This window comes from Pseudoalteromonas sp. S554, from assembly GCF_005930865.1.
GTDB classification, from domain to species: Bacteria; Pseudomonadota; Gammaproteobacteria; order Enterobacterales; family Alteromonadaceae; genus Pseudoalteromonas; species Pseudoalteromonas marina.
Map to the genome: position 1 here is coordinate 34,298 of NZ_PNDV01000027.1, position 25,716 is coordinate 60,013.

21 protein-coding genes, 1 pseudogene and 1 riboswitch are annotated in these 25,716 nt (G+C 40.1%); of the genes and pseudogenes, 8 read left to right on the plus strand and 14 right to left on the minus strand.

All coding sequences use genetic code 11. The features are described from left to right. Positions 1 to 9 precede the first annotated feature (9 nt). Both CWB65_RS06640 and CWB65_RS06645 read right to left on the minus strand, forming a co-directional pair. Positions 10 to 1,362, minus strand: coding sequence for a magnesium transporter (locus CWB65_RS06640; RefSeq protein WP_008129337.1), 1,353 nt, complete (start codon positions 1,360 to 1,362; stop codon positions 10 to 12). A gap of 258 nt (positions 1,363 to 1,620) precedes the next feature. Further along, entirely contained in the window at positions 1,621 to 2,103 is a 483-nt protein-coding gene (locus tag CWB65_RS06645; RefSeq protein WP_033035753.1) for a winged helix-turn-helix transcriptional regulator, read from the minus strand. A gap of 168 nt (positions 2,104 to 2,271) precedes the next feature. On the opposite strand from CWB65_RS06645, the gene putA reads away from it, so the two are divergent. Both putA and CWB65_RS06655 read left to right on the plus strand, forming a co-directional pair. Further along, complete coding sequence (gene putA / locus CWB65_RS06650; RefSeq protein WP_138740220.1) at positions 2,272 to 6,075, plus strand: bifunctional proline dehydrogenase/L-glutamate gamma-semialdehyde dehydrogenase PutA; 3,804 nt, start codon at positions 2,272 to 2,274, stop codon at positions 6,073 to 6,075. Positions 6,076 to 6,193: 118 nt separating this feature from the next. Then, positions 6,194 to 7,387, plus strand: coding sequence for a cyclic di-GMP phosphodiesterase (locus CWB65_RS06655; RefSeq protein ID WP_138740221.1), 1,194 nt, complete (start codon positions 6,194 to 6,196; stop codon positions 7,385 to 7,387). 46 nt (positions 7,388 to 7,433) lie between these two features. On the opposite strand, the gene CWB65_RS06660 is transcribed toward CWB65_RS06655, so the two are convergent. The 6 genes from CWB65_RS06660 to CWB65_RS06685 form a co-directional block, all read right to left on the minus strand. Then, positions 7,434 to 8,456 (minus strand): general secretion pathway protein GspB, encoded by a 1,023-nt coding sequence (locus CWB65_RS06660; RefSeq protein WP_138740222.1) that lies wholly within the window; start codon positions 8,454 to 8,456, stop codon positions 7,434 to 7,436. Positions 8,457 to 8,467: 11 nt separating this feature from the next. Beyond that, complete coding sequence (locus CWB65_RS06665; RefSeq protein WP_010556976.1) at positions 8,468 to 9,385, minus strand: ExeA family protein; 918 nt, start codon at positions 9,383 to 9,385, stop codon at positions 8,468 to 8,470. Between the two features lie 173 nt (positions 9,386 to 9,558). Continuing rightward, positions 9,559 to 10,074 (minus strand): Lcl C-terminal domain-containing protein, encoded by a 516-nt coding sequence (locus CWB65_RS06670; protein WP_138740223.1) that lies wholly within the window; start codon positions 10,072 to 10,074, stop codon positions 9,559 to 9,561. A gap of 9 nt (positions 10,075 to 10,083) precedes the next feature. Then, positions 10,084 to 11,739, minus strand: coding sequence for an Lcl C-terminal domain-containing protein (locus tag CWB65_RS06675; RefSeq protein WP_138740224.1), 1,656 nt, complete (start codon positions 11,737 to 11,739; stop codon positions 10,084 to 10,086). Positions 11,740 to 11,806: 67 nt separating this feature from the next. Beyond that, entirely contained in the window at positions 11,807 to 12,139 is a 333-nt protein-coding gene (locus tag CWB65_RS06680; protein ID WP_010556974.1) for a hypothetical protein, read from the minus strand. 22 nt (positions 12,140 to 12,161) lie between these two features. Beyond that, positions 12,162 to 12,869: a DUF2982 domain-containing protein gene (locus CWB65_RS06685; protein ID WP_138740225.1), complete on the minus strand. Its 708-nt coding sequence runs from the start codon at positions 12,867 to 12,869 to the stop codon at positions 12,162 to 12,164. Positions 12,870 to 13,116: 247 nt separating this feature from the next. Here CWB65_RS06685 and CWB65_RS06690 point away from each other — a divergent pair, with 247 nt between their 5' ends. From CWB65_RS06690 to msrA, 3 genes are all read left to right on the plus strand, one after another. Beyond that, on the plus strand, positions 13,117 to 14,169 hold the full coding sequence (locus CWB65_RS06690) for an efflux RND transporter periplasmic adaptor subunit (protein WP_006791531.1): 1,053 nt from the start codon (positions 13,117 to 13,119) through the stop codon (positions 14,167 to 14,169). Positions 14,170 to 14,172: 3 nt separating this feature from the next. After that, on the plus strand, positions 14,173 to 17,271 hold the full coding sequence (locus CWB65_RS06695; protein WP_138740226.1) for an efflux RND transporter permease subunit: 3,099 nt from the start codon (positions 14,173 to 14,175) through the stop codon (positions 17,269 to 17,271). Positions 17,272 to 17,353: 82 nt separating this feature from the next. Beyond that, positions 17,354 to 17,890: a peptide-methionine (S)-S-oxide reductase MsrA gene (gene msrA, locus CWB65_RS06700; protein WP_138740227.1), complete on the plus strand. Its 537-nt coding sequence runs from the start codon at positions 17,354 to 17,356 to the stop codon at positions 17,888 to 17,890. A 45-nt stretch (positions 17,891 to 17,935) separates the two neighbouring features. On the opposite strand, the gene CWB65_RS06705 is transcribed toward msrA, so the two are convergent. Together CWB65_RS06705 and CWB65_RS06710 are read right to left on the minus strand one after the other, a co-directional pair. Further along, positions 17,936 to 19,762, minus strand: coding sequence for a TonB-dependent receptor domain-containing protein (locus tag CWB65_RS06705; protein ID WP_138740228.1), 1,827 nt, complete (start codon positions 19,760 to 19,762; stop codon positions 17,936 to 17,938). 33 nt (positions 19,763 to 19,795) lie between these two features. Beyond that, positions 19,796 to 19,959, minus strand: a riboswitch (cobalamin riboswitch). A gap of 177 nt (positions 19,960 to 20,136) precedes the next feature. Beyond that, positions 20,137 to 20,619, minus strand: a complete 483-nt coding sequence (locus CWB65_RS06710; protein WP_006791536.1) for a YajQ family cyclic di-GMP-binding protein — start codon at positions 20,617 to 20,619, stop codon at positions 20,137 to 20,139. Between the two features lie 152 nt (positions 20,620 to 20,771). On the opposite strand from CWB65_RS06710, the gene CWB65_RS06715 reads away from it, so the two are divergent. Further along, positions 20,772 to 21,122 carry a VanZ family protein gene (locus CWB65_RS06715; RefSeq protein ID WP_006791537.1) on the plus strand — a complete coding sequence of 117 codons (351 nt, stop codon included), beginning with the start codon at positions 20,772 to 20,774 and terminating at the stop codon, positions 21,120 to 21,122. Beyond that, positions 21,115 to 22,017, plus strand: coding sequence for a ketopantoate reductase family protein (locus CWB65_RS06720; RefSeq protein ID WP_138740229.1), 903 nt, complete (start codon positions 21,115 to 21,117; stop codon positions 22,015 to 22,017). Before CWB65_RS06715 ends, CWB65_RS06720 begins: the two co-directional genes overlap by 8 nt. 38 nt (positions 22,018 to 22,055) lie before the next feature. On the opposite strand, the gene thiI is transcribed toward CWB65_RS06720, so the two are convergent. Beyond that, a complete protein-coding gene (gene thiI / locus CWB65_RS06725) occupies positions 22,056 to 23,513 on the minus strand; it encodes a tRNA uracil 4-sulfurtransferase ThiI (RefSeq protein ID WP_008129371.1) in 1,458 nt (485 codons plus the stop codon). A gap of 98 nt (positions 23,514 to 23,611) precedes the next feature. Continuing rightward, positions 23,612 to 24,265, minus strand: coding sequence for a TetR/AcrR family transcriptional regulator (locus tag CWB65_RS06730; protein WP_006791540.1), 654 nt, complete (start codon positions 24,263 to 24,265; stop codon positions 23,612 to 23,614). 188 nt (positions 24,266 to 24,453) lie between these two features. On the opposite strand from CWB65_RS06730, the gene coaD reads away from it, so the two are divergent. After that, complete coding sequence (gene coaD / locus CWB65_RS06735; RefSeq protein ID WP_138740230.1) at positions 24,454 to 24,945, plus strand: pantetheine-phosphate adenylyltransferase; 492 nt, start codon at positions 24,454 to 24,456, stop codon at positions 24,943 to 24,945. Between the two features lie 59 nt (positions 24,946 to 25,004). Here coaD and CWB65_RS06740 read toward each other — a convergent pair whose 3' ends face one another. Together CWB65_RS06740 and CWB65_RS06745 are read right to left on the minus strand one after the other, a co-directional pair. Beyond that, entirely contained in the window at positions 25,005 to 25,520 is a 516-nt protein-coding gene (locus tag CWB65_RS06740) for a hypothetical protein (protein ID WP_138740231.1), read from the minus strand. Then, positions 25,520 to 25,716, minus strand: a pseudogene (locus tag CWB65_RS06745) (hypothetical protein); the annotation flags it as partial. The gene CWB65_RS06740 and the pseudogene CWB65_RS06745, both read right to left, overlap by 1 nt.

Sequence of the window (25,716 nt, forward strand, 5' to 3'; positions counted from 1 at the left end):
TTAAAAAGTTTATAGCAGCAACAAACTGCCTAAACCTAAAAAGGTCACAAACCCAACAATGTCGGTAACCGTTGTTAAAATAACAGAGCCAGATAACGCTGGATCTATTTTCATTTTGTCTAAAATCGATGGTATTACAACGCCCGCGAGCGAGGCCGCTACTAAGTTTAATAAAATAGCGACTGTAATCGTTACACTTAACATCAAATCGTTAAACCATAAGTAGGTGAGTAAACCAATTACAAATGCCCACACTAAACCGTTAACAGCCCCGACTCTTAGTTCTTTTTTAAGTAACGCATTGCGGTTTGAATCAGTCACCTGCCCCAAAGCCAAACCACGCACGATAACGGTTAATGTTTGACTACCCGCAATTCCTCCCATTGAGGCTACAACCGGCATAAGCACCGCTAAAGCAACCACTTGTTCTATAGTGGCGCCAAATAAACCAATGAACCACGATGCTAAAAATGCAGTGGCCAAGTTTATACCTAGCCAAATACCACGGTTTTTGGCACTTTTTCGCACACTGGCAAATAAATCTTCGTCCTCTCGTAAACCACCGGCCTTTGCGGTGGCTTCATCGGTTATTTCTTGGCGAAGTTCGTAAGCAGAGGCAATTGTTAATCGCCCTAATAATTTATTATCTGAATTTACAACCGGCATAGCCATTTGCTCAGAGTGAATTACGACTTCAGCAGCTTCATATAAATCATCGTCTGCATGCAACGATGAAAAATCATGATTTGCCAGTGTCATTAAATTATCGTTATCGTGTGCTTTAATAACATCGTTAATGGCCACTTCACCAATTAAACTGCCTTTGCGGGTCACTAAATAAATAACTTCGCTGTATTGCGGTACACCTTTGAATAAAAGTTTTTTTGCACCACCAGCTGTTAACTTGTCAGACACCTTTAAAATATCAAAACCTAGCCAGTGACCTAATTGTTCTGGTGGGTATTGCTGTGCTAAATCGTACTGCTTGGTTTGCGCTTCATCTAATTGCTTTCTTGCATAGTCGACAAACCGCTCAGGTATAACTTCTTCTAATTCGAGTAGCTCTTCTACATTTACTTCATCAAGTAATTTAAATGCATCACTGTCATCAAGTGTTTGCAGTAACCATAAACAACTGTCAGGGCTTAAATTTACAAAAATTTCATGCTGTGTATCTTCGTCAAGCAATTGCCAAATTTCGAGTCGCTGCTCTTTGGGTATTGCTTCAAACAATAAAGATAGATGCTCTGTAGAAAGTGTGCTTTGTGCGTCGATCAACAGTTTATTCTTACGTTCTGTGGTGTCGCATTGCAGTAAGTCGTTTATGAGTTGTGGAAGCTGATCTACCGGATACTCAATCATTAAAAAAACCTTAAAATTAAAAAGCACATTATTTACAGTTTACCTTCTCAATTAAAAATTGCAGAAAAAACGGTACTTTAATTAAAGATGTGCATGCTATTTTGCGCATTGTATGGGCAAAACAAAGGCAGTACTATTTATTTTTATATAAATTAAAAGTATGAAATTAAGGTATTAGAAAACAAAAGGGAAAGAAGTTGGGCAACTATGAATACTAAAGCATACAAGCATTATTTTGTATGCTTTAAATAAGTAAGATTAAATTTCGATTAATAACCCTTTGTCTTTTTTTACTTTTTCAATAACCATATAAGTATGGTGTGTGCCTACACCAGGAATATCAACTAAGTCACCCAACACTTGCCTGTACTCTTCCATGTTAGATACACGTATTTTTAATAAGTAGTCGTAACCGCCTGCAACCATGTCACATTCTACAACTTGTTCCATTTTTAATATGTGTTCTTTAAATACTTTAAATACAGCAGTATTTGAGGTAACCAACGACACTTGAACATGAGCCACTAAGCTTTGATTTAACTTAGCTTCGCTTAATTTAGCATAATAACCCTCAATATAGCCTTCTTGCTCTAATCGCTTTACGCGATCAAGGCATGGGCTTGGGCTTAAATTAACTTGTTTTGCTAAGTTAACGTTAGAAATTCTGCCGTTTTTTTGCAAAACGTCTAAAATTGCTAAATCAATGCGATCTAGCATGCGTAATCTATTTGGATTTGTCATACAGAATTTTATGCGGATAAGTTAAATTTATGCCCTGTAAATTATCGTAAATCGACAAATTTAACCAGCATATTCTGCTGAATTTTATTTAGAATGCACTCTCAATATCACTGGTATTTTATTGGTAATTAAATTTACTTTAAATCTTAACACTGCTAAGGGTTGCTTATGTTATTCAACGGCGATTTAACAACTGACTGTCCTATAAGACAAAAAATCCGTGACTTTTACCGCATAGACGAAAATGCGGTTATCGATCATATTTTACCGCTTGCAGAAGTAGGCGTTAAAGCACGAAGCCGTGCCTGGGAAAGAGCCCGCCAAATTGTTTTAAACATTCGTAAAGAACTAGATGGTCAAGGCGGTGTAGATGCGCTACTGAATGAATTCTCGCTTTCAAGTGAAGAAGGCGTAGTGTTGATGTGTTTAGCCGAAGCGTTGCTTCGTGTACCAGACAAAGAAACCCAAGAAGCCCTTATTCGCGACAAGTTAGCAAAAGGTGATTGGAGCTCTCATTTAGGCAGTAGCGACTCTTTATTCGTAAATGCATCATCTTGGGGCCTATTAGTAACTGGTAAAATGGTTAACTACACAGATAAAACCAAAGACCAACAGTTTGGTATGCTTAAAAAGACCATTGGTCGTTTAGGTGAGCCTGTTATTCGTAAGTCTGTAAACTTTGCAATGAAAATTATGGGTAAGCAATTCGTTATGGGTCGTACCATAAACGAAGCAATTGAACGTGCTGCCGACACAGAGCAAAAAGGCTATGTATATTCTTACGATATGTTGGGTGAAGGCGCGCGCACAAGTAAAGATGCTAAACGCTACTTTGACAGCTACATGAATGCCATCCACTCAATTGGTAAAGCGGCAAATGGCCGTGGTCCTATTAAAAGCCCAGGTATTTCTGTAAAGCTTTCGGCTATTCATCCGCGCTATGAATTTACGCATAAAGACCGTGTAATGGCTGAAATTGTACCTAAGCTAAAAGAGCTTGCTCTGGCTGCAAAACAGTACGACATTGGTTTTACCGTTGATGCAGAAGAAGCTGACCGTTTAGATATTTCACTGGATATTATCGAAGCCGTATTTAGCGATAAAGATTTAGATGGCTGGCAAGGGTTTGGCTTAGCTGTTCAAGCGTATCAAAAACGTGCGATTTTTGTTATTGAGTGGCTAACAGAGCTTGCTACGCGTGTAGGTCGTAAACTAATGGTGCGCTTAGTTAAAGGCGCATATTGGGATACTGAAATTAAAACTACACAGCAAGATGGTTTAGATCACTACCCTGTATTTACCCGAAAAGCGACAACCGACGTATCTTATAAAGCATGTGCAATTAAAATGCTAGAAGCACGTGATGTGCTATACCCACAATTTGCAACACACAATGCATACACTGCAGCAACTATTCTAGAAGTGGCTAAAGGCGATAACACAGGGTTTGAATTCCAACGCTTACACGGGATGGGTGAATCGTTATTTGACCAAATTGTAAATGCAGAAAAAATTCAGTGTCGTGTATACGCTCCCGTTGGCCAACACGAAGACCTATTGGCCTATCTTGTTAGACGTTTACTAGAAAATGGTGCAAACTCATCGTTTGTAAATGCCATAGTTGACACCTCTAAACCGGTAGAAACACTGCTGCCAGATCCGGTAGAAACGCTGCAAGGGCTTCGCAACAAATACAATACGCAAATTAAAATGCCAATTGATTTATACGGCGAAGAACGCGCTAACTCTAAAGGCATGGACTTAACCGATATAAACGTGATTACCCCGTTTAAAGAAAACCTAGACAACTGGTTTAACGAGCACCTAATAGATCAAAGCCAAGTCCCTGATGGATCTCTTGCTGTTAAAAACCCAGCAAATCATAAAGAAATCATCGGCCATGTAAAACTACAAAGTGGCGATGAGATGAAAAAACTACTTGCTAATGCAGAAGCAGCGTTTGAGTCATGGTCGCAAACCCCTGTAAAAGACCGCGCTAATTTATTACGTCGAATTGCTGACATTTTAGAACGTCATCACGACGAGCTCGTTGCTATTTGTATCAAAGAAGCGGGTAAAGTAGCACAAGATGGCATAGACGAAGTACGTGAAGCAGTCGACTTTTGTCGTTACTACGCAGCACGAGCCGAAGAACTCTCAGAAGATGAGCGCTTTGAAGCACGGGGTGTAATTCTGTGTATTAGTCCATGGAACTTCCCACTTGCTATATTTTTAGGCCAAGTGGCTGCTGCCATTGTGACGGGTAACACTGTTATTGCCAAACCGGCTGAACAAACAAGCTTAATTGCATTGCGTACAATTGAACTTATGCTATCTGTGGGTTTACCAGAGCACGTCGTGCAACCTGTTATTGCACGCGGTAGTGAAGTGGGTAAAACAATTGTTCCTGATGAACGTATTCAAGCAGTTATGTTTACAGGTTCAACTGAAACCGGCACATTAATTTCTCAAACGCTTGCAGCACGAAACGACATACAAGTGCCATTAATCGCCGAAACAGGTGGTCAAAACTGTATGATTGTTGACTCTACAGCACTGCCTGAGCAAGTAGTTGATGATGTTATAAGTTCGGGTTTCCAAAGCGCTGGTCAACGTTGTTCAGCACTGCGAGTATTGTTTATCCAAGAAGACGTAGCCGAGGGCATCATTGAAATGCTTAAAGGTGCTTTGGCTGAATTACACATTGGCGATCCATCATTGTTATCTACCGATGTAGGACCTGTAATCGATGAAAAAGCACTTAAAAACTTAACCGAACATGTTGAGTATTTAAAAGGCAATGCAACACTTCATTACGAATGTAAAATTCCGGATAACAGTGAAAATGGTGCGTACTTCTTTGCGCCACGCCTTTACGAAATAAAAGACCTTTCTGTACTTAAGCGCGAAGTATTTGGTCCATGTGTTCATATTATTCGCTTTAAAGCGAATCAACTTGATGACGTAATCGATCAAATAAACAATACAGGTTACGGCTTAACAATGGGTGTGCATTCACGCATTGAAGAGCGTTGCGAGTATCTTGCTAAGATGTCTCGTGCGGGAAATGTATACGTAAACCGTAATATGATAGGCGCAATTGTTGGTGTGCAGCCATTTGGTGGCCGAGGCCTATCGGGCACGGGTCCTAAAGCCGGTGGCCCTAACTATCTACAACGTTTGGTGAAAGAAAAAGCATCGCCAGAAAACGTACAAATGACAAACCTAACGCCAGATGAGCTTGATTTACACCACTACAGTGGCGCAAATGCTCAAGTAGAAAAGCTAATGGCTAATTCAATGCGCGATGAAAAAATTTGGCGAGCAACCCCGCTAAATGATCGTGTATCTGCTGTTCGTCAACTACTAGCCAAAATTGCTACGGTTGAAATTATTGATGACCTTGCTGACGATTTAGCTTTAACGCTAGCAGATGCGCGCGCACAGCTAAACCGCCTTGAAAAGCACATGCGTAAATTTACAACATTGCCTGGGCCAACGGGTGAGTCTAACACGCTTCACTTAGAAGCTCGCGGCTGTGTTGTTTGTTATGCAGATAAGAGTACCTCTTTTAACTTTTGGGCGTTATCTATTATCACAGCATTAGCTGCGGGTAATACGGTAATTACAGTTGCCTCTGAAATGTTTTACGAAGAAGCTGAAGCATTCAGAGAGAAGTTTATTGCTACAGGTGTTGCCGAAGGGGTATTTCAGGTAGCTAAACCTAATCAGTTACAAGCTATTTTGGCCCACCCTCATTTAGCAGGTGCAGTTGTTGCAGCGCGTTCGTCGCGTTTAGGTTACTTCAGCCAGCAACTTGCACAACGTAAGGGCGCTATATTACCTGTGATCAGTTCTGAATATTACGACACATTAATCAAGCGTCTTATTACTGAAAAAACAATTAGTGTAGATACAACGGCATCAGGTGGTAATACATCCTTGATGACCTTAGTTGAAGATGATGATTAATTAAGCTAATACTAATTACTTATAATGTTTATTAAAGGCACCTTTTGGTGCCTTTTTTCTATTTAAAGTACGTAAAGTTTGCTATTTTCAATATAGATTTATTAGTTAAGTAGTTAAATTGAAAAAGCTCCCTGTTTCTAAATTACTCCCTGGTATGTTTGTGCAAAGGGTCACAAAACAAACGGGCAGAGTAAAAATAAAAAGCCAAGGCTGGGTAAAAACCCAAACGAGTATTGATAAGCTTATTAAGGCGGGTATTTTAGAGGTCGAAATTGACCCAGATAAAACACTCACCAAAACAGTACCTGAAAAAGAACAAACCAAAACACCTGCCACAAAAATAAAACGCGATCCTTGGCAAAAAACGCATAGTGCAGCTCAAGAAATGAATAAAGCTAAAAAGCTTTATGACGAAGCTAAAACGCTGCAAATAAAAGCATTTAAAGATATAAAGTCCGGCCTGAACATTGATATTGCTCCATTTAAAGAGCTTGCTAGCGGTTTTATGGATTCAGTTTTTAGAAACCAAGACGCCCTAGCCTGCCTCACGCAAATGCGCCAAAAAGATGCATACTTACTAGAGCACTCTATAAACGTATCTATCTTAATGGGTATTTTTGCAAAACACCTTAATATTGAAAAAGACATTATTGTAGAGCTCACCACAGGTGCGCTGCTGCATGATATCGGTAAAATAAAAACGCCAGATGAAGTCCTCAATAAGCCTGGGCGCTTAACCGAAGCCGAATTTGAAATAATGAAGCAGCATGCGGTTTACTCTAAACAAATTTTGGAAGAGTCAGGTTTAACTGGTATTGCTGTAGATATTGCAGGCATGCACCATGAACGCATAGACGGAACTGGTTACCCTTTTGGTAAAAAAGGAAATGAAATAAGCCAGTATGTTCGCATGGCTTCTATTGTAGATGTATACGACGCCCTAACAGCAGAGCGAGTTTATAAATCGGGCATGGAACCCATTAAGGCATTTAAAATATTAAAAGAAGGCTGCCCAAATAGCTTTGACGGCGAATTACTAACTAAGTTTATTCAGTGTATTGGAATTCACCCTGTGGGCACATTAGTAAAGCTTTCAAGCCAAATAGTCGGGCTTGTGACAGAAAGTAATCCCGCGATGCCATTAAAGCCGATTGTTAAAACCTTTTATAGTGCAAAGCACAGCCGTTATACAGAAGTGCTCGATATTGATTTGTCGAACAAGCGAATTGAAGACTCACTCGAAACAACCGTAAAAGCCGGCGATTTCAACATTGATTTAGAGCGTTTTTACAAAAACTCCGTATTACCTTAAATAGTCAAAATAAGCTCAATGTTACTCATTGAGCTTATACTTTTTGTTACTCTGGCCAATCCTGCAAGGCTTTTAAACTAAACTCGTAACCGTCAAAATCTATTACGCTTTGCTCAGGTGTAATTTCTTTTACCATTAATGCACCAATACTATCACCTTCGTGAAGCTCTCGCCCATTTAGCTTTATCCAGCGTTTATCTGCACTTGATGAATAAATATGTGCTTGATACTTTATCCTAGGTAGCATTGCTTGTAGGCCATCTGGTAACAATTCTACAGGCTCTACCCGAGATGACGATTTAGAGGCCTGAGTTACCTCATAATCTTGGTTTTTATCGACATCTTGCACTGCCTGCGCAAACGCATTTTTAAGTGTAGTTGGCACAGCATCAAGCTCAGGGTCACTTTTAGGTTCAGCTTGCGTTACACCACTAATTGGCTTACCCAACACTTTATATTTACTCATATCAATAGTTGCTGACGACGTACTTTGAGTTTGTTCAAAACCGCCTTGGTTATAAGTTAACTGTGTATTTGAATTAAGTTGACCTTGGTTTGGCTGATTATAATTTTGCGTATTTACAAGCGAAGGTTGATTAAAAGTTTGTTGGATGCCACTAGCTGCACCTGTTGATGGCATTGGAATATACTGCCCAGTTGGTGTTAACAACATTTGCTGAATACCCGTGGGTGTTTGCACGTGCACTAATTGCCCTTCAATAGTTGCGGTGTTGCTTGGTGCTTTTTCAGGTTTAGGCTTTACATTCACCTCAGCTTGTTCAGTGGCAGGTAATGCTGCTGTCTGTAACTCAGTCGTTACTTGTTCATTACTTTGAGTGCTAACTACATTTGAGGGTTCAACAGAACCAAGTGATTGGACCCATTTACCAAAAGTAAATCCGGCCGCCACCGTTACAAAGGCCGCCAAGCTGCCACCCAAAACAAAGGCGATACGCCGGTAGCGAGCGAGTGCTTGTTGCTGTTTTAACTGCTCCGACTGTAAATCGTATTGCTCGGCGCTCATATCAGCTTGTTGAGATTGCTTTAATGCATCTAATAAATAAGACATAAATCACCTAACTATAAAATAAAGGAAAGCCCAATACCTGCGGCAAACAAAGCGCCGAAAGCAAAGCAATAAATTAAAATCGATGGCGACTGCTCAGGCTTATTCGTTGTTGCAACAAAGTCAGAAGGTAGTGATTCTTGCGCAGATTGTTTAACAATTTCAGCATCTACAACAAGTTGCTGCTTCGAAAAAGTACCCACTAAAGCTCGTTCACACACTAGGTTCATCAAGCGAGGTATACCGCCTGTCATTTTATGAACCATCTGCATTGCATCCATCGAAAACAATCCTTTATCGCACCCAGCAATATGCAAACGGTGCTTGATATACGCCACTGTTTGGCCTTGTGTTAAAGGTAATAAGTGATAACGCGCGGTGATCCGTTGAGCAAGCTGCCTTAACTCATTACGTTTTAGTAAATCTTGAAGTTCTGGCTGACCTACAAGCACGATTTGCAATAGCTTTTTGTGGTCGGTTTCTATATTAGTTAATAAACGAAGTTGCTCAAGCACGTTGGGGGCTAGAAGCTGTGCCTCGTCAATAATTAAAATAGTATGGCCACCCGCCTTGTTATTACTCTCTAAGTGTTTTTTTATTATATCGGTTAAACTTTTAAGCGTCGCATTTTGTGCGTCATAACTAATTTTCAATTCATCGCAAATACTGGCTAACAACTCAAGTTCTGACAGTGCAGGATTATGAATCATCGCTACTTGTGTATTTTCAGGTAATTGCTCTAGCATGCTGCGGGTAATTGTTGTTTTTCCGGTGCCTACTTCACCCGTAAGTAATACAAAACCACCGTCTTCACCCAATCCATAGGTTAAGTGTGCTAAGGCTTCTTTGTGGCGCTCGCTTAAAAATAAATAATGAGGGTTAGGCGAAATCGAAAAAGGTTTTTCGTTCAGGCCAAAATAGCTTAAATACACCGCGATGTTCCTTCGTAATTAAATCACCGCCTATAATGGCAAAAAAACGCGCACAGTAACATCGTTGTAAGCGCTTTATTGTTGAAATAAAGTAAATTTATGTAAAAACAAAAAAGCGCAACTACCGGAGTCACCTCCAATAACTGCGCTTTTTAATCAAACTTATTTGGTCTTTATTTTTCGTAGCGAACTAGGCGTAAATAAACATCACTGGTTTTAGGACGTAAACTATTTAGCCCGCTGTCAAACTGATACACCCAGGCCGAACTCATACTGCTAACACCCGATGTGCTAGACCAATAGTTTTGAGATTTAGTGCCTAAAAAAACAACTTCATTTATGCTTGGCTCTGTACAACTGTGCTCTAAAATACTGGCTAACTCTTTAATATTAGGCACCTGCCAATCATCATAATTTGCAGTTGTATCGTTAGTCGCGCCTCGTAAAGCTTCTTGCCACGTCACTGCAGGCGTAGACCCTTCGCACAGTAATGTTTCTGTATTATAGGTTTGAGAATAACTACAACGCTGCCACATTAAGCCGGTTTCAGTGTCAGATACTGTCCCATCGGTATTAACAGTAAACCTATCAGTTGGGGTTGTTGTGTCGGCACCGCCGTAACATGTTTGCGCCGCCACATTAAAACTAAAGCCAAAAACTATGAACGTATTTAATAATTTTAATTTCATAACACTCTCCTATCGGCTTCTGACTAAACGAACATACGCGTTGTTCTCTTTTGGATAGGCAAGATCATTACCGTTACTCATATCAATAATATAAGCCTGCGATAAACTGGTGCCATCCGCAGCAGTTTGAGATGTCCAATAAGGTAAGTTAACGTTTTCAATGGCGCCTGGTTCAGGCATGTTTGGGAAAAAAGCCGTGTCAATTAATACGCTTTGCCCTTGCTTACCATAATCAATTAACCCCAAAAGCTCTGTATACGTGGGGACTCGCCAATTTGTTCCCCCACAAAAATCGATGGCATTAACTGCATTTACATAGGTTTGTAAGCCACAACTTGTGTCGTTAGGGCATGTTGTATTTGCCGTACTATCTGCATCGGTAGTTGTGTCGCCAATGTCCCAATAATAACTGTTTTGCGCATCCCGTAACGTTGTATTTGGTAAAATACCAGATGAGGGTGACTTAACTTCCCAAACAAGCCCAGTTACGTTGTCACGAATACAGCTAAATACCTCACTTGAGTCATCCACCTCGTCGGCAAACTGATTAAGCTTTGTATAATCAAACGCGAGATTACCTATGCCTGCTTTATCTATGCGGTTAGCAAAGCTATCTCGACCGAGCTCTGCGTCTTGCTCAGGAAAGTCATCACTGCCACAATTTATGCGCTGCGTATTGTTGTAACATTCTCCCATACCACTGTCGTTTATCAGGCCAAGCGCTTTTGGCGTTATATCAATAAACACCGTATCGGTATCGGTGCGTCCTTTCGAATCGGTAACGGTTACTTCAAAGCTAAGCGTGGTGTTGGTGTCTACATCGGAGGCAAAAAAGGTAGATACACACTGTTGGCTATCGCTTAGTGTTTCGGCATTCCCGGTTAATTGTTGCCACTCGCACTGATAAGTATCCGTGACTGTTTCGCTATTGCTTGCATCTAGTGTTACCTGGTCAAATTCTTCAACATTTTGATCATCCCCTGCATTTGCGGCAACTAGCTCATTAGTTTTATTAAGGCTCATTGTGAATTGAGTACTGGCTTCGCCACCCTCATCGTCAGTAACCGTTAAGCGCCAAAGCAAAGTTGTGTTTGCTTCTAACAAAGGGTGAGTAAAGCTTAATGTTGAATTATCAAAGCTAGAAATATCTAAGTCAGGGCCTGATATAAGTTCCCAAAAATAGCCATTTACTATTCCATTTTCATCCGGATCGCTTGAGTCTAGAGCACTTAATATAATGGTATCTTGGTATACAGAAGGGAGCGTAGCTGGCGCTGTTTGGGTTATTACAGCTAGAGGCAGTTGATTGTTAGAACTAACCGAAATTAAAACGTCGTCACTTACTGTGCTATTGCCAGTGCTTTGATAACTGACCCTTAATACAATTTCGCTATCTGCTTTTACATCAGGTGCAGTCAGTGTTTGCTCAGCGCCTTCAAGTGGAAAACCATCTATACTTGGTCCGCTAACTTGTTGCCAAGTAAAAGTTCCATCAGCTGGAGAGCCTTGTGCAGTGATTGTAAAATCAATTTTTTCAATAACTTGTATATCTGAACCCGCATTCACTGAGGCTTCAATATTTGTGGTGCTGTCACTACCGCCACCACCGCCGCAGGCTGTGATAAAAATGCAGGAAAAAAGAGGGATTAACGCTAACGCTTTCATTCGTAGCACCTTGTGTGTCAAATAATTACCATGAGGTAATCACAAGCAAAAAAGGTGCCACTAAAGCTTACATGTAGGCGTCTTGATGAATACGAACAAATAATTTAGTGCCAATTTTACTGTAATCAACTTTATATTCACGCCCATCTAACGACTGAATAAAAAGTAACTGCTTTTCTTCACCAAATACTTCGGCACTACTTATATACACCATTTCTAGGTAACGGTCTTTTGCGTCGCGTCTATTTTTTGGTAACTCTTCTTTAAAGGGCTCTAAGCCGTTTTGAGTTACTTTAATTCGTGGGTGGATGTCAGAGTTAACAACCACTAAATCAAGTTTTTTGTCTTTATGTATTATGGTATTACGACCACTTTTTAAAAAGGCTCTTTCTTGGCTCATTGTCTTTTCCTACAGCCGCAGTTTAATCTTTAAGCTGCGACGCTATAAACTGATGTGGCTCGCGCTTCCATTTATTTAAATTAGCGCTAAAAGCCCAAATATCGCTGTCTAGTACACTGGCAGGTAGTAATAAATCATACCCTGTTAGCAACTTAAGGTGCTTGGTTCTGTTTGCAAACATAGCTATTAAACCATTATAGCTAATTCCGCGCGCAGATCGATGTTGTGTATCTTCTACTAACCATTCTGATGGGCAATTGCCATTTTTGCAATGATTTTGAACAACCTGCATAAAAAAGTGTCGTTGTTCTATAAGTAATTTACCCGCAATTCTAGGGGTTATACTCATTAAAAACTCATCAATATCATTTAGCTTTAGCCCAACCGCGTTTAGCTCTAAATGCTCTAAGCCTTTTTCTACTTTTGGAACACCGCAAGAATGAAAGTTTTTATGAGATAGACACCAACGGCCATATTTATGCCTATACTCTATAGCAGATTCGCTCAAAATTAAGCTGTAATAAGGTTCTTGAGTTTTTAAAAAACCCACAAAAATAGCCCCAAGGCAGGCACTGACTAAAAAAATTTCAACAATGCTAATAGTGCCTGATCTTAGTAAATTAAATGCCATAATAAATACTAAACCAATAGCGCCCACAATCAGGATTTCAATACCATTACGTGAACCTTGCGCACGGTATTTAATGCGTTTTTTAGTGTGTTTATCCATACTGATAAAAAACCATATAAAATATAAACATAATAATAGCCCATAAAATTACTTTCCTGGCTGTCAAACAGGTCTTGCAAGATGTTTTAAAATTCATATATTTATCGCTTTAATTAAACAAAAACCGGTACACACCTTTAATATTACTTACTTTTACGCCTAACGCACAAAATTATGAGACACATAACAGACTTTATCCGGTCTTATTTCGTACAATACTTATAATTAATTTTCAGGTATGAAAACGATGTACTCTAGACAATCAGGCAAAGCTCTTTTTCCATTCATTATTACACTACTTTTAATATTTAGTGTTTACTTATATTTACCCTCAAGCCATGGCGAACAAGCCAATTTTTCTAACATGTCTACACAGGTTTCTGCACATACAGTAACTTCGCAAGAAAACGCTGTAATGATAGAAGCAATTGGTAGCGCACGCGCAAATCAAGCTATTTACATTAAAAGCGCACAAAACGACTATGTTACCGACATATTTTTTAAAGATGGTGATTTAGTGAGTAAGGGCCAAAAACTTGTGCAATTGCAAAGCAGACAAGAAGAGTTAGCCGTTGAAGAACTCAGCATTAATTTACAAGAAGAAAAGCGTCAGCTTAACCGTCTTACAGAACTTTCACGTACACAGTCTACAGCTAAATCGTTGCTAGAAGAGCAGTTGTCTGTTGTAGACGCGACCAAGTCACAACTCGAAAGCGCTAAAACAACGTTAAGTGAAATGACCATTCGTGCACCTTTTTCTGGCCTGCTAGGTAAACGTGAAATATCCGTAGGTGCTTATGTTAATAATGCAACCATACTCACTACCCTCGATGATATTAGTATTATAAAAGTCGACTTTAAAGTCCCTGAAAAATATTTGGCGCAACTTGCCATTGGCATGAAAGTATTAACGCAAAACGACGCTTACCCTGGCCAAACATTTACAGGCAAGGTCACGCATATTAGTTCGCGTATTGACGCCGTTACACGCAGCATTGAAGTGACCGCTAGTTTTGCCAACAAATCTGGCTTATTACGTCCAGGCATGCTGCTAAATACCGCACTTGAGTTAAGTACAAGCCAAGCACTTATGGTCCCAGAAAAAGCCGTTATACCACTGCAAGATAAACACTATGTGTTTAAAATTACAGATGGCGTAGCCAACAAAATAGAAGTACATGTTGCAAGCAGAAATAACGGTTGGGTAGCTATTGATGAAGGCTTAACCGATGGCCAGCAAATTATTACTGAAGGGCTGATTAAAATTCGCTCGGGCAGTAAAGTTAGCGTTAAGGGGTAATACGTGAAAATTACCGACACTAGCGTTAAACGCCCCGTTTTTGCGATTGTAATTAACTTATTGCTACTAACCTTTGGTTTAGTAGCATTTAGCATGTTACCGCTACGCGAATACCCTGACATTGAAACTCCGATTGTAAATATTAGCACCTCATATACCGGGGCATCAGCGGAGATAATCGAAACTAAAATAACCCAAGTTATCGAAAACCGTATATCGGGTATTGAAGGTATTAAAAGCATTAATTCGTCGAGCCGTAATGGTCGCTCAAACATTACTATTGAATTTAATATTAGCCGCGATATAGATGCAGCATCTAACGATGTACGTGAACGTGTTGCACGTGCACTCGACAGCCTACCTGAGCAAGTTCGTCCGCCTGAGGTATCTAAATCAAACAGTGATGAAAGCCCTATTGCATGGTTTGTACTTAATAGTGAAACCATGGACTCATTACAGCTTTCTGATTATGCACAGCGCTTTATTGTTGACCGCTTAGCCGTTGTGGATGGCGTATCTAATGTGCGAATTGGCGGCGAGCGTCAATACGCTATGAAAATTTGGTTAAACCGCCAAGCAATGGCTGCGCGCGGCATAACTTCAAGCGACATAGAAAACACTCTGCGCACAGAAAATGTTGAGTTACCTGCCGGTGAAATTGAATCAATTGATCGCGACTTTACGGTACGTACGGCCCGAAGCTACAAAGATCAGCGCGACTTTAAAAATTTAGTTATTAAACGCGGTGAAGATGGCTATTTAGTTCGCCTTGGCGAAGTAGCCGATGTTCAACTAGAGGCCGCCGACGACGAAAGTTTGTTCCGTGGTAACGGCCGCAACATGATTGGCCTGGGTATTGTAAAACAAGCTAAAGCAAACACATTAACCGTGGTAGACAACGCACGTAGTGAGCTTGAAAAAATTAAACGAAACCTGCCTGAAGGCACAACAATTCAAGACAGTTACGACTCGTCTGTATTCATTAAAGAATCGATTAGCGAAGTATACAGCACGCTTGCCATTTCAATGGGCTTAGTTGTTTTAGTAATATTTTTGTTTTTAGGCAACATTCGTGCAACGCTTATTCCCGCTGTTACCGTACCGGTAGCTTTGGTAGGTAGCTTTATGTTTTTACTCGCTATGGGGTATTCAATCAACTTGCTAACACTACTTGCGTTAGTCCTTGCCATTGGTTTAGTTGTTGATGACGCTATTGTAATGCTTGAAAACATTCACCGCCGCATAGAGCTTGGCGAGCCACCATTACTTGCAGCGTATAGAGGCGCACGAGAAGTTGGCTTTGCAATTGTAGCAACTACACTTGTGCTTATTTCGGTGTTTGTTCCTTTAGTATTTATGGATGGCCGGATAGGCGCGTTATTCACCGAATTTGCAATGGCTGTAAGCGCAGCTGTTTTTTTCTCAAGTGTGACCGCGCTTACGCTTGCACCAGCATTGTGTTCAAAAGTTCTAAAAAGCGCCGACAAGCCTAATAAATTCAGCCAATGGATGGACCGCCAGCTTACTAAATTAGAGCGCAGTTACCGTAATTCACTTTCAACAAATATGACCAAAAAATGGGGCTTGTTAGTCAGCTTAGTTTTAGCGGGTTTTGTGAGTTATTCACTATTACTGCAAGTGCCATCAGAGCTAACACCTAAAGAAGACCGCGGCACCTTTTTCATTATGATGAGCGGACCTGAGGGTGCTAGCTACGAAAATAATGCCGCCAATATGGCAAAAATTGAAGAACGCCTTATGCCTTACTCTGAGTCTGGCGAGCTAAGCCGTGTGCTTGTTCGTGTTCCTGGCTGGGGCGGTAGCGGCGGTGTTGCTATTGTTGGTATGGCTGATTGGGACAAACGCAAGCGCTCTACGTGGGAAGTAATGGATGAAATTAGTGGCAAAATGCGCGAAGTCACCGATGTACGTGCGTTTGCTATTATGCGCCGAGGTATTGGCGGTGGCGGTTCATCTCGCCCTATTGAATTTGTTCTACAAGGTAATGATTATGCTCAGCTTGCCGATTGGCGTGACCGGATTATCAAACGTGCAGAACAAAACCCAGGCCTTGTTAGAATCGATCACGATTACAAAGAAACATTCCCACAGTTTTTAGTAAGCATTGATAAAAATAAAGCGGCCGATCTAGGGGTGTCTGTGTCTGATGTTGGTCGTACACTCGAGACCATGCTGGGTCAGCGTCGTGTGACAACCTTTATAGATAGAGGTGAAGAATACGATGTCATTTTGAAAGGTACAAAAGAAGACTTTAATAACCCGACCGATATTTCAAATATATACCTTAAATCACGCAGTGGTGAGCTTGTTCCGCTAGACAGCCTAATTAGCTTAAAAGAAGAGGCAACGGCCTCACGCTTAAACCGTTACAACCGTATGCGCTCAATAACCTTAAGCGCAAACTTAGCCGATGGTTACACACTCGAACAAGCACTTAACTTTTTAAACAATGTTGCCGCAGAAGAAAACGACATTGACGGCGCAATAGACTACAAAGGTGAATCTCAGCTTTATTACGAAGGCGCATCAGCAATGACCTACGTATTTGTATTAGCGCTAACAGTCACCTTTTTGGTATTGGCAGCGCAATTTGAAAGCTTTATGCACCCATTTGTAATTATGCTAACGGTCCCCCTTGGTTTAATGGGCGCGATGTTTGGTCTTTGGTCTACCGGACTGACGCTTAATATTTACAGCCAAATTGGTATTGTTATGCTCATAGGGTTAAGCGCTAAAAATGGGATACTCATTGTTGAATTTACCAACCAATTACGCGACAAAGGTGTAGAATTTAGCGAAGCAATATTACAAGCGGCTACACAACGTTTACGCCCAATAATAATGACATCGCTAACAACGGTTATGAGCTCAGTGCCATTGGTATTAGCATCAGGCCCTGGCGCTGAAAGCCGTATGGTAATTGGTGTTGTGGTATTTACCGGGGTTATTGTTTCAACGCTACTTACTTTATTTGTTGTGCCAGCAGCGTATTATGCGCTTGCTCGTAACACACAATCACCTGAATATTTACAACAAAAACTTAATAAACAAGCAGCCGAAAAACCGCTTGAAGAGATCTAAGCAAGCTAACGCGTCGTAACCTTGTTGTTATGGCGCTAAGCTTTATGCTTTGCGTGACCTTTGTCAAATATTAGGAATAATTATGAGTTCAACAACGCAAGTAGCAACCTTTGGTGGTGGCTGTTTTTGGTGTATTGACGCAGCATTTAGGCGTGTAAATGGCGTGTCTGATGTAAGCTCGGGTTATACCGGTGGCAATACTGACAATCCAACATACAAATCAGTATGCAGTGGTACAACGGGCCATGCCGAAGTAGTAAAAGTTGAATTTGATAGCACTATTGTAAGCTTTAAAACATTGCTCGCTATGTTTTTTACTTTGCACGATGCTACGCAATTAAATCGCCAAGGTAACGATATTGGCACACAATACCGAAGTGTTGTTTATTACCATAATGACGAACAACTTGCGCTTACTAACACTATGATTGAACAGCTACAAACCCATGTTAGTGAGCCTATTGTTACCGAAGTCAGCCCGGTGACAACTTACTACCCTGCTGAGCACTATCATCAAGATTACTACAACGAAAACCCGCAACAGGGTTATTGCAGTATCTTAATCGCACCAAAATTACATAAGTTTGAAACCGTATTTAAAGAGTTTTTAGCTGAGTAAAAACACAAAAAAGCCCGGTAAAACCGGGCTTTTTATTTAGATTATTTAAAACTGGTAATCTATGCCAGCAAAAAAGCGGCGCTCTGGCGTGTTGTAGTAATACACCTGCCCTGTTGTAAAATCAGCGTTAGAATCGACTACGTTGTATTCCTTATCGAATACGTTTTCTATACGAAGCGACACCGTAATTTCATCATTTACTTGGTAATTGCCTGCTAAATTCCAAAGCGTATACGAACCCAATTGCGAAACCGCCCCTGCTCGCTCACCGCGATATTGCATTGCTATGCTTGTATCAAATGCACCAAACTGTTTTGTAAGCTCCCAATTAAAGGTTCGTTTGGCAACGTTTCTAAGCGCTTCGCCTGTTTCTTTATCTTCGGCACTTAGGTAAGCAAAATTCACATTACTATCAAAACCCAAAATTTGATTGGCTAAACTAAATTCAACACCTTCATATTGGGCCTCATTAATATTGGTGAGTGCAAAATTAGCGTCATAATCAATTTTATCCTCAATTTCATTTCTAAAAATAGCGACATCGACACGTACAGTATCAAAGTCGACGTTTAAGCCAAGCTCACGATTCACTGACGTTTCAGGTTGAAGATTGGCATTGCCGTAAAGAGGAAAGTACAAATCATTAAATGTTGGCGCTTTAAAGCCCGTGCTTTGGCTTATTCTAAATGTTGCGTCTTCAGATAAGTGATAGCCAGCTGCCGCTGTGTACGTTGTTTCATTACCAAATTGCTCATCGTCATCTTGACGAACAGTTAAATTGGCAAGCAACTCATCCGCATCGTAATATGCGCCAACAAATACAGCTAATACATCGCGCTCTTGCACTTCAAACGTGGTTGAGCTTTGTGATACGTCATCATTGTACCAATTAATACCACCACTAATGTTTAACGTGTCGTTTAAGCGGTATTGGCCGTTGTAGTCAATTTGTGAGCGCTTAGTAACAAACGTACTTGTTGTTGGCCCTTGAGAAAAATCAACATAACGGTTGTCTGAGTCATCCGTTGCAGATGCTATATCAAGGCTGTGAGTTTGGTTTTTGTAGTCTTTATTCCAACCAGCCGAAAGCTGGTAATTTTTAAAATCCCCTCGCTCAATCGTACTATCGGCAGGACTAAAGCGGCTGTCGTAATCAGCAAAGCCTTCGTTGTATTGCCCTAGTAACTTAAAGTTACCGAAATGTGTGTCGGTGTAGTTTACTTTAAAGCCAAGGTTTTTATTTTCAAAACCGTCTTCATCGGGTGCTGCGCCCTGAAGTACATCAAAGTTGTCCGTCTTTTCAAACCCTGCATTAAAAGCCGTTGTTACATCGCCTGCTTTTACAGAACCAGCAATCTGGTAGTCTTGGTACGCGTCAGATCCAAACGTAGCACTGACCGAAAGGTTATCTGACTCACGAGTAATAATATTAATAACACCTGCTAACGCATCAGAGCCATAAATAGCTGCACGTGAACCTTTAATTATTTCTATGCGTTCAATACTATTTAATGGCACATTACTTAATGCTTTTTGACCAAGCGTTGCCGAACCGGTGCGTACACCGTCTATTAAAATGAGCGTATCACCTGACCCTGTACCGCGCAATGAAACACCGGCATTTTGACCAAAACCGCCGTTAGGGTTGACCTGAAACCCAACTTGAGTGGTTAGTAGCGTTGGTAAGTCGCGAACATTACTGGTTTCAATGTCATTACGAGTTATAACATTTACACTCGCTAATACATTAGTAATTGATTGTTCAAACTTATTAGCGGTTACCGTAATGGTTTCGATTGATTGCTCTGCAGCAGATACAGATAGTGACAGCGCAGCAGTAATTGCAACGCCAAGAGTTGTTTTTTTTAACATGAAGTTCCCCTTCTTTGCCCACCGCAAAGAACTAAGTAAGATTACATCAAGGCCGGTCTCCGGACTCAGTAAATACATCGCTTTATGTATTACTTTACCGTTGCGGGGGCAGTGTTGGGATTGTAGTCATCATGAAAACGCACCAACTTCCCGATTATCTCATTAAAAAAATCAAACCATTGAAAAGATTAATAAGCACCTTGAAAATAGGCCGCTATTGTGAGGAGTTTAATAAAAAATGTCAACGGACGTCTATACAGCTAAAAAGAAAATCAATTAAAAACAAAAACGATGCCGCGTTCATAAAAAAAGCCAAATAACCTGCGCGGCTATTTGGCTTTTTATTTATAAAGTGCACAAAAAGGCTTTTATAATTAATCGCGGAAGTTTTTAAACTGAAATGGCTGACCTAAATCGGCAGTACGCACCACTTGCATAGCAGCTTGTAAGTCATCACGCTTTTTACCCGTTACGCGTACTTCCTCGCCTTGAATAGCCGCTTGCACTTTTACTTTAGAATCTTTAATGGCTTTTACTACTTTTTTAGCCACATCTTTTTCAATACCTTGCTTTAGCGCAACGTTACGAAAAACATTTTTACCTGCACGGCTAATATCTTGTAACTCTAAGCTCGCTACATCCATACCACGCTTAGAAACTTTACCCGCTAAAATATCAAACAATTGCATAACCTGTGAATCAGCTTCAGCTTTTAGCTTAATTGTTTTGTCGTTTAGCTCAATAGATGCATCAACACCTCTAAAGTCAAAGCGAGTCTCAAGTTCACGGTTGGCATTATCTACCGCATTTTGTGCTTCGTTCATTTCTACTTCAGATACAATATCAAATGAAGGCATTGGTTTTCTCCTAACTATTCAATCTTAATTTTATGGCGCAATTATAACGCTAAAATTATAAATCTTTACATTTTTCTGCATCTTGTTCAGGTGCGATACTAATTTAGTTTGATATACTTAAGCTTCTTTTTTAAGCGACTCTAGGATTTTACGTGACAAGGCGTGTTTACCAAGCTGTTTTTTTGCTCAGCATCGTAGCGTTTACTTTTTTATTTGCCAAAGAAATAAAAGGTGCAGCTAACCTATTTCCACACATTGATAAAGTAGCCCATTTTGGGATTTTTTTTGTGCTTGCCATTATTATGGATAAAGCGTTTAAGCTTCCTTTGTACGCACAAATTTTGTTATTGGCCGGTTACGGCGCATCAATTGAAATAATGCAAGACGCACTCCCCTACCGGCAGGCCTCTATTGGCGATTTTATAGCTGATTTTGCTGGTGCTGCTAGTTACTTTTTACTAAGAGTTATTTTTACACCTCGAAAAAAGAATCCCTATGACTAATATTTTAATTATAGGCGATGGCGCTATTGGCTTGTTACTAAGCCACTTTTTAAGTCACAAAAATAATGTTCATGTTTTAACACGCAAACCAACCTGCAATACGCGTTTTTATAGCCGTAAAAATGCCCCGTCACATAACATTAATGCACGCTTTATTAATTTAAGCGATCTGGCGCAACAACCTAGTTATGATGTTGTCATTTTTACAGTTAAAGCTTTTCAGGTTCAAGATGCATTTTCACAAGTAAAACCTTATCTTGCTGCAAATTCAATATTAGTCGTTTCTCATAATGGAATGGGAAATATTGAAGAGCTTATTCCTCAGCTGAACACTCAGCAAGCACTATACTTTTTAACCACCAGCATGGCCGGATTTAAGTCTACCCAGTACATTGTGCAACATACCGGTGAAGGGCAAAGCGTGATTGGTGGCTGTAATAAACTTGCAGCTAAAAATCCACAATTTATATCACCACTACTTCAAGCAATTCCTAATTTAAAAATGGTCAATAACATTGAGCAACTTCGCTTTGAAAAGCTGTTGGTTAATGTGGCTATTAACCCACTAACTGCACTTCACAATATAAAAAACGGCCAATTGCGTGCCCCTGCATTTAGCGCAAAGATAATGAGTTTACTCTATGAGGGCTGCAGGGTTGCTAACGCAAAAGGGTTGAATATTGCTTTAGCTGATGCGTTAAATAACGCTTACACCGTAATGTCGCTTACCGCTGAAAATTATTCTTCAATGCAGCAAGATATTGCTAATAACAGGCCAACAGAAATAATGGCTATTTGTGGGTATATTAGCGAGCAAGGCAAACGTTACAACATTAAAACCCCAACTAATAATGAGTTACTTGCTAAAATTCAGGCAAAAAAAAGCGTGGTTTAAACCACGCTTTATAAACTATTAACGTATTTACTTACCCTTTAAGGACGATACACTTTTACAGTTGTAAAGCCTTGCTCGTGTAAAATAAGCGCTTGCAACTGGCTCATTACACCTCTATCACAATATAGGTAGTAGTCTTTATCTTTTGGTAGGTCGCCAAACTTCGTAGCTAAGCGGAAAAACGGTAGGTGAATTACTTCAATACCTTCAATCTCAAGCGGCGCCGCGTCTTCTTCTTCTGGAGAGCGAATATCAACAACAACTGAACCTGGCGGTAAATCGGCAACCGATTCTGCCTCTTTAAGCTCTTGCTTAGCTTCTACGTCGATATCACGAACATCCATAACACGCGCGTTATCTATAACGGTATCAAGTACATCAAAGTCGAACTTTTCTTCTTCGCCTTTAATCACGTCTATTTTTGCTTTTACCGTTGGCTTTTTAGATATAACACCACAGTATTCTGGCATCGTTTCGGCCATTTCAGCGGTACCGATTTGGCGCGCAATGTTTATAATCTCTTGCTTATCATGTTGAATTAGCGGGCGTAAAATAAGGGTTTCAGTTACGCGGTCAATCACACTTAAATTAGCCAACGTTTGGCTAGACACCTGCCCTATACTCTCACCCGTTACAAGCGCTTGAATATTTAGCTTTTCGGCCACTGCGCTACCGGCACGCATCATCATACGCTTGAGTACAACGCCCATTTGGCTGTTCTCAACGTTTTCTAAAATTTCGGCAACAACAGGTTCAAAGTCGACCGTAATAAATTTTACTTTATGAGTCGAGCTGTATTTTTTCCATAAAAAGTAACTCGCTTGTTTAACGCCAATTTCGTGGGCAGCGCCACCTAAATTAAAGAACAAAAAGTGCGTACGCGCGCCTTTTCGTATCATTTGGTAGCTAGCTACGCCTGAGTCAAACCCACCCGACATTAACGACAGCACATCTTCTTGAGTTGGCAAAGGGAAGCCCGCCATACCCAAATGTGTTTGCGTTACAATGTAGGCTTTGTCATCTTTTACTTCTAGACGAATAGTCACCTCTGGGCGGCTAAGTTTTACGCGGGCACCTTCAACGTGTTGGTTTAAACCACCACCAACGTAACGCTCTAAATCAGTTGAAGTAAAGTCGTGTTGGCCTATACGCTTTGCACGTACACAAAATGTTTTACCCGCAATTGTGTGGCCAATTAACTCAAAGGTTTTTTGATAAATTTCGTCCAACGTACTAAATTCGACTTCGGTCACTTCAATAAATTGCACTATACCTGGAATGCGTTGCAAACCATCAATAAAGTCTAACCGAGTTTGTGCGTCAGTTAATTTGGTGACAACTGAAATGTTATCCCAGTTGTTTCTTACTTGTACTTTTTCGTCAATACGACGCAATACAATTTTAATGTTATTTTCTAACACTTTAGTAAAGCGTTTACGAACCGAGCGGCTTTTGATAGCTATTTCGGGGTGTAGTTTGACGATAAATTTAAGCATAGTTCACTCTTAGACTGCGGGAATTCGCGCTCCCAGGCATTTGGCGCGCGATTATAGCAAAAATTTTAACGTCTAGGAAACAGCCAATAAATGAGGCGTTATGCTACTGCCGGTGCTTGTTGTGCAAGTGCCGTGTACTTTTCGCGAAGTTGGTTCATCTGTACACTGCTTTTTTCTGTGCTGTAGGCCCTAAATAAAGCCAATACTTTTAAAATACCATAATAAATATCTTGCTCAGCAAGCGAACCACTAGGTCTTCGTGCTTTTATGTAAGGTGTCCAAAAGCTAACAGTGAGTTTAAGCGTGTGGGCTAATTCGGTCACGTCTTGTTCGTCAATGGCGATCATGCCTTTGTCACGCAATCCCAAAATAACGTTACGAACTTGCTCTAATAACTCAAGCTGAAAATCAATATACGCTTGTTTTAAGTCGGTATCTCTAGAGAGGATATCGCCAAGGTTGTCGTAAAAAAAGTGAAAACGCCACATAAGTTCAAATAGCGAGTCGAGATAAGCAGTTAAATGACTAAATGCATCGTCGTCTTTATCAATAGGCTTAAAATGTGTACTTAAGTGATCACGGTAAAGCGCAAAAATATGGCGAATAATATCTTCTTTATTTTTAAAGTGATAATAAAGATTACCCGGACTCATCCCTAAGCTCGATGCAATATGGTTCGTTGTGATTGCACGCTCACCATTTTCATTAAACAACGAAATACTGGTGTGTATTATTTTTTCCTTGGTATTCATATGCTAATACTCAAATAGTCTATTGGCTACATTACACTCAAATTTGGATAGGCAGTATAAACAAAATTAACAATTAAAACACGCCCTAAACAAGGCTTAAAATTACCGCTAATGGCTGCACTAGCAACTGGGCTGATTTGTTCTGTAAACACTGTTAAACTGCTACAAAATTATAATTTGTGAACCTTATGAACGTTACTGCAATTTACCCCGGCACTTTTGATCCACTTACTAATGGGCACACAGACCTAATACAACGTGCTGCCAAAATGTTTGACACTGTTTTGGTTGCTGTTGCTAATAACCCAAGTAAACAGCCATGTTTTAATCTTGAAGAGCGTGTGGCACTAGCAAACACAATATTAAGCCACTTAGATAACGTAAAGGTCATTGGTTTTTCTGGATTACTGGCCGATTTAGCACGCGATCACAATGCACACGTACTTATTCGCGGTATAAGAGCGGTGTCTGACTTTGATTATGAATTTCAATTAGCAAACATGAATCGCCGCCTAAACCCCGATCTTGAAAGTGTATTTTTAACGCCTGCTGAAAAAAATTCTTTTATTTCATCTACTTTAGTTAAAGAAGTGGCGCGTCATCAGGGTGATGTAAGCGAATTTGTAGACCCTATTATTGTAAAAGCACTCAAAGAAAAAGTAGGCTGCAATACTAATTAAGCCTAGTGAGTGCTTTACCAAAGCAAAAAACATAGAGGTATTAAGCCTCTAATAATACATTAAGCACGTGTGGTTAGTTTTTTAGTTAACCACACCAGTTTTAACACATCTTTATTTGTAACAAGTACGACAGCCATTGTTATATCAACAAGCGGCATCACTAACCCGTAAACTCCCCATAACCACCAATATCCATCATATAGCCTTACAATTGATTCAATATATACCGCCATAAAAAGTGTCGCATTTATAGTGAGCCCTACTATTAAGTAATAAAAACTAATTGGTATGCTTTTACCAAAGCACAGTCGCCAAATAAAAATGACGATAATGGTGACGACATCAAAGGCAAATAACTGTAAATGAACTGATGGCGTATATACATCTATGTATAAACTCAACGAATAAGAAATCATCATAATGAATGACAGTTGAGTGCGGCTATTATCAGGTTTATTAATGGCCGCAGACAAATTATATAAAAATGTGAAAACAAATAGCCATGTAATGAGTATGCCAAAGGGCTCAGCAATTTCAGCGAGGTTAAAAAAGTTGTTTTCCAAAAAACTACCCATTACCTAGCCACCGGTGCTTTTCGATTCAACACAACATTTTTCAATTTAACCAAGCCTAAAATATCTTTATTGATAACAAGTACTGAAGCCATAATGAAGTCAACAATAAGTGTTGAGATACCGTAAACCATCCACAACCACCAATACCCGCAATTTGGGTTTATAATACTATCAATATGCATGGCCATAAAAAGCG

What these genes read in the sequence shown, in the direction of transcription:
- CWB65_RS06675 (WP_138740224.1), bottom strand. Translation starts at nt 11,739, where the DNA reads ATGAAAGCGTTAGCGTTAATCCCTCTTTTTTCCTGCATTTTTATCACA.
- CWB65_RS06705 (WP_138740228.1), bottom strand. Translation starts at nt 19,762, where the DNA reads ATGTTAAAAAAAACAACTCTTGGCGTTGCAATTACTGCTGCGCTGTCA.
- CWB65_RS06640 (WP_008129337.1), bottom strand. Translation starts at nt 1,362, where the DNA reads ATGATTGAGTATCCGGTAGATCAGCTTCCACAACTCATAAACGACTTA.
- CWB65_RS06685 (WP_138740225.1), bottom strand. Translation starts at nt 12,869, where the DNA reads ATGGATAAACACACTAAAAAACGCATTAAATACCGTGCGCAAGGTTCA.
- CWB65_RS06720 (WP_138740229.1), top strand. Translation starts at nt 21,115, where the DNA reads ATGACTAATATTTTAATTATAGGCGATGGCGCTATTGGCTTGTTACTA.
- putA (WP_138740220.1), top strand. Translation starts at nt 2,272, where the DNA reads ATGTTATTCAACGGCGATTTAACAACTGACTGTCCTATAAGACAAAAA.
- CWB65_RS06645 (WP_033035753.1), bottom strand. Translation starts at nt 2,103, where the DNA reads ATGACAAATCCAAATAGATTACGCATGCTAGATCGCATTGATTTAGCA.
- CWB65_RS06710 (WP_006791536.1), bottom strand. Translation starts at nt 20,619, where the DNA reads ATGCCTTCATTTGATATTGTATCTGAAGTAGAAATGAACGAAGCACAA.
- CWB65_RS06680 (WP_010556974.1), bottom strand. Translation starts at nt 12,139, where the DNA reads ATGAGCCAAGAAAGAGCCTTTTTAAAAAGTGGTCGTAATACCATAATA.
- coaD (WP_138740230.1), top strand. Translation starts at nt 24,454, where the DNA reads ATGAACGTTACTGCAATTTACCCCGGCACTTTTGATCCACTTACTAAT.
- CWB65_RS06690 (WP_006791531.1), top strand. Translation starts at nt 13,117, where the DNA reads ATGTACTCTAGACAATCAGGCAAAGCTCTTTTTCCATTCATTATTACA.
- CWB65_RS06670 (WP_138740223.1), bottom strand. Translation starts at nt 10,074, where the DNA reads ATGAAATTAAAATTATTAAATACGTTCATAGTTTTTGGCTTTAGTTTT.
- CWB65_RS06660 (WP_138740222.1), bottom strand. Translation starts at nt 8,456, where the DNA reads ATGTCTTATTTATTAGATGCATTAAAGCAATCTCAACAAGCTGATATG.
- msrA (WP_138740227.1), top strand. Translation starts at nt 17,354, where the DNA reads ATGAGTTCAACAACGCAAGTAGCAACCTTTGGTGGTGGCTGTTTTTGG.
- CWB65_RS06740 (WP_138740231.1), bottom strand. Translation starts at nt 25,520, where the DNA reads ATGGGTAGTTTTTTGGAAAACAACTTTTTTAACCTCGCTGAAATTGCT.
- CWB65_RS06730 (WP_006791540.1), bottom strand. Translation starts at nt 24,265, where the DNA reads ATGAATACCAAGGAAAAAATAATACACACCAGTATTTCGTTGTTTAAT.
- thiI (WP_008129371.1), bottom strand. Translation starts at nt 23,513, where the DNA reads ATGCTTAAATTTATCGTCAAACTACACCCCGAAATAGCTATCAAAAGC.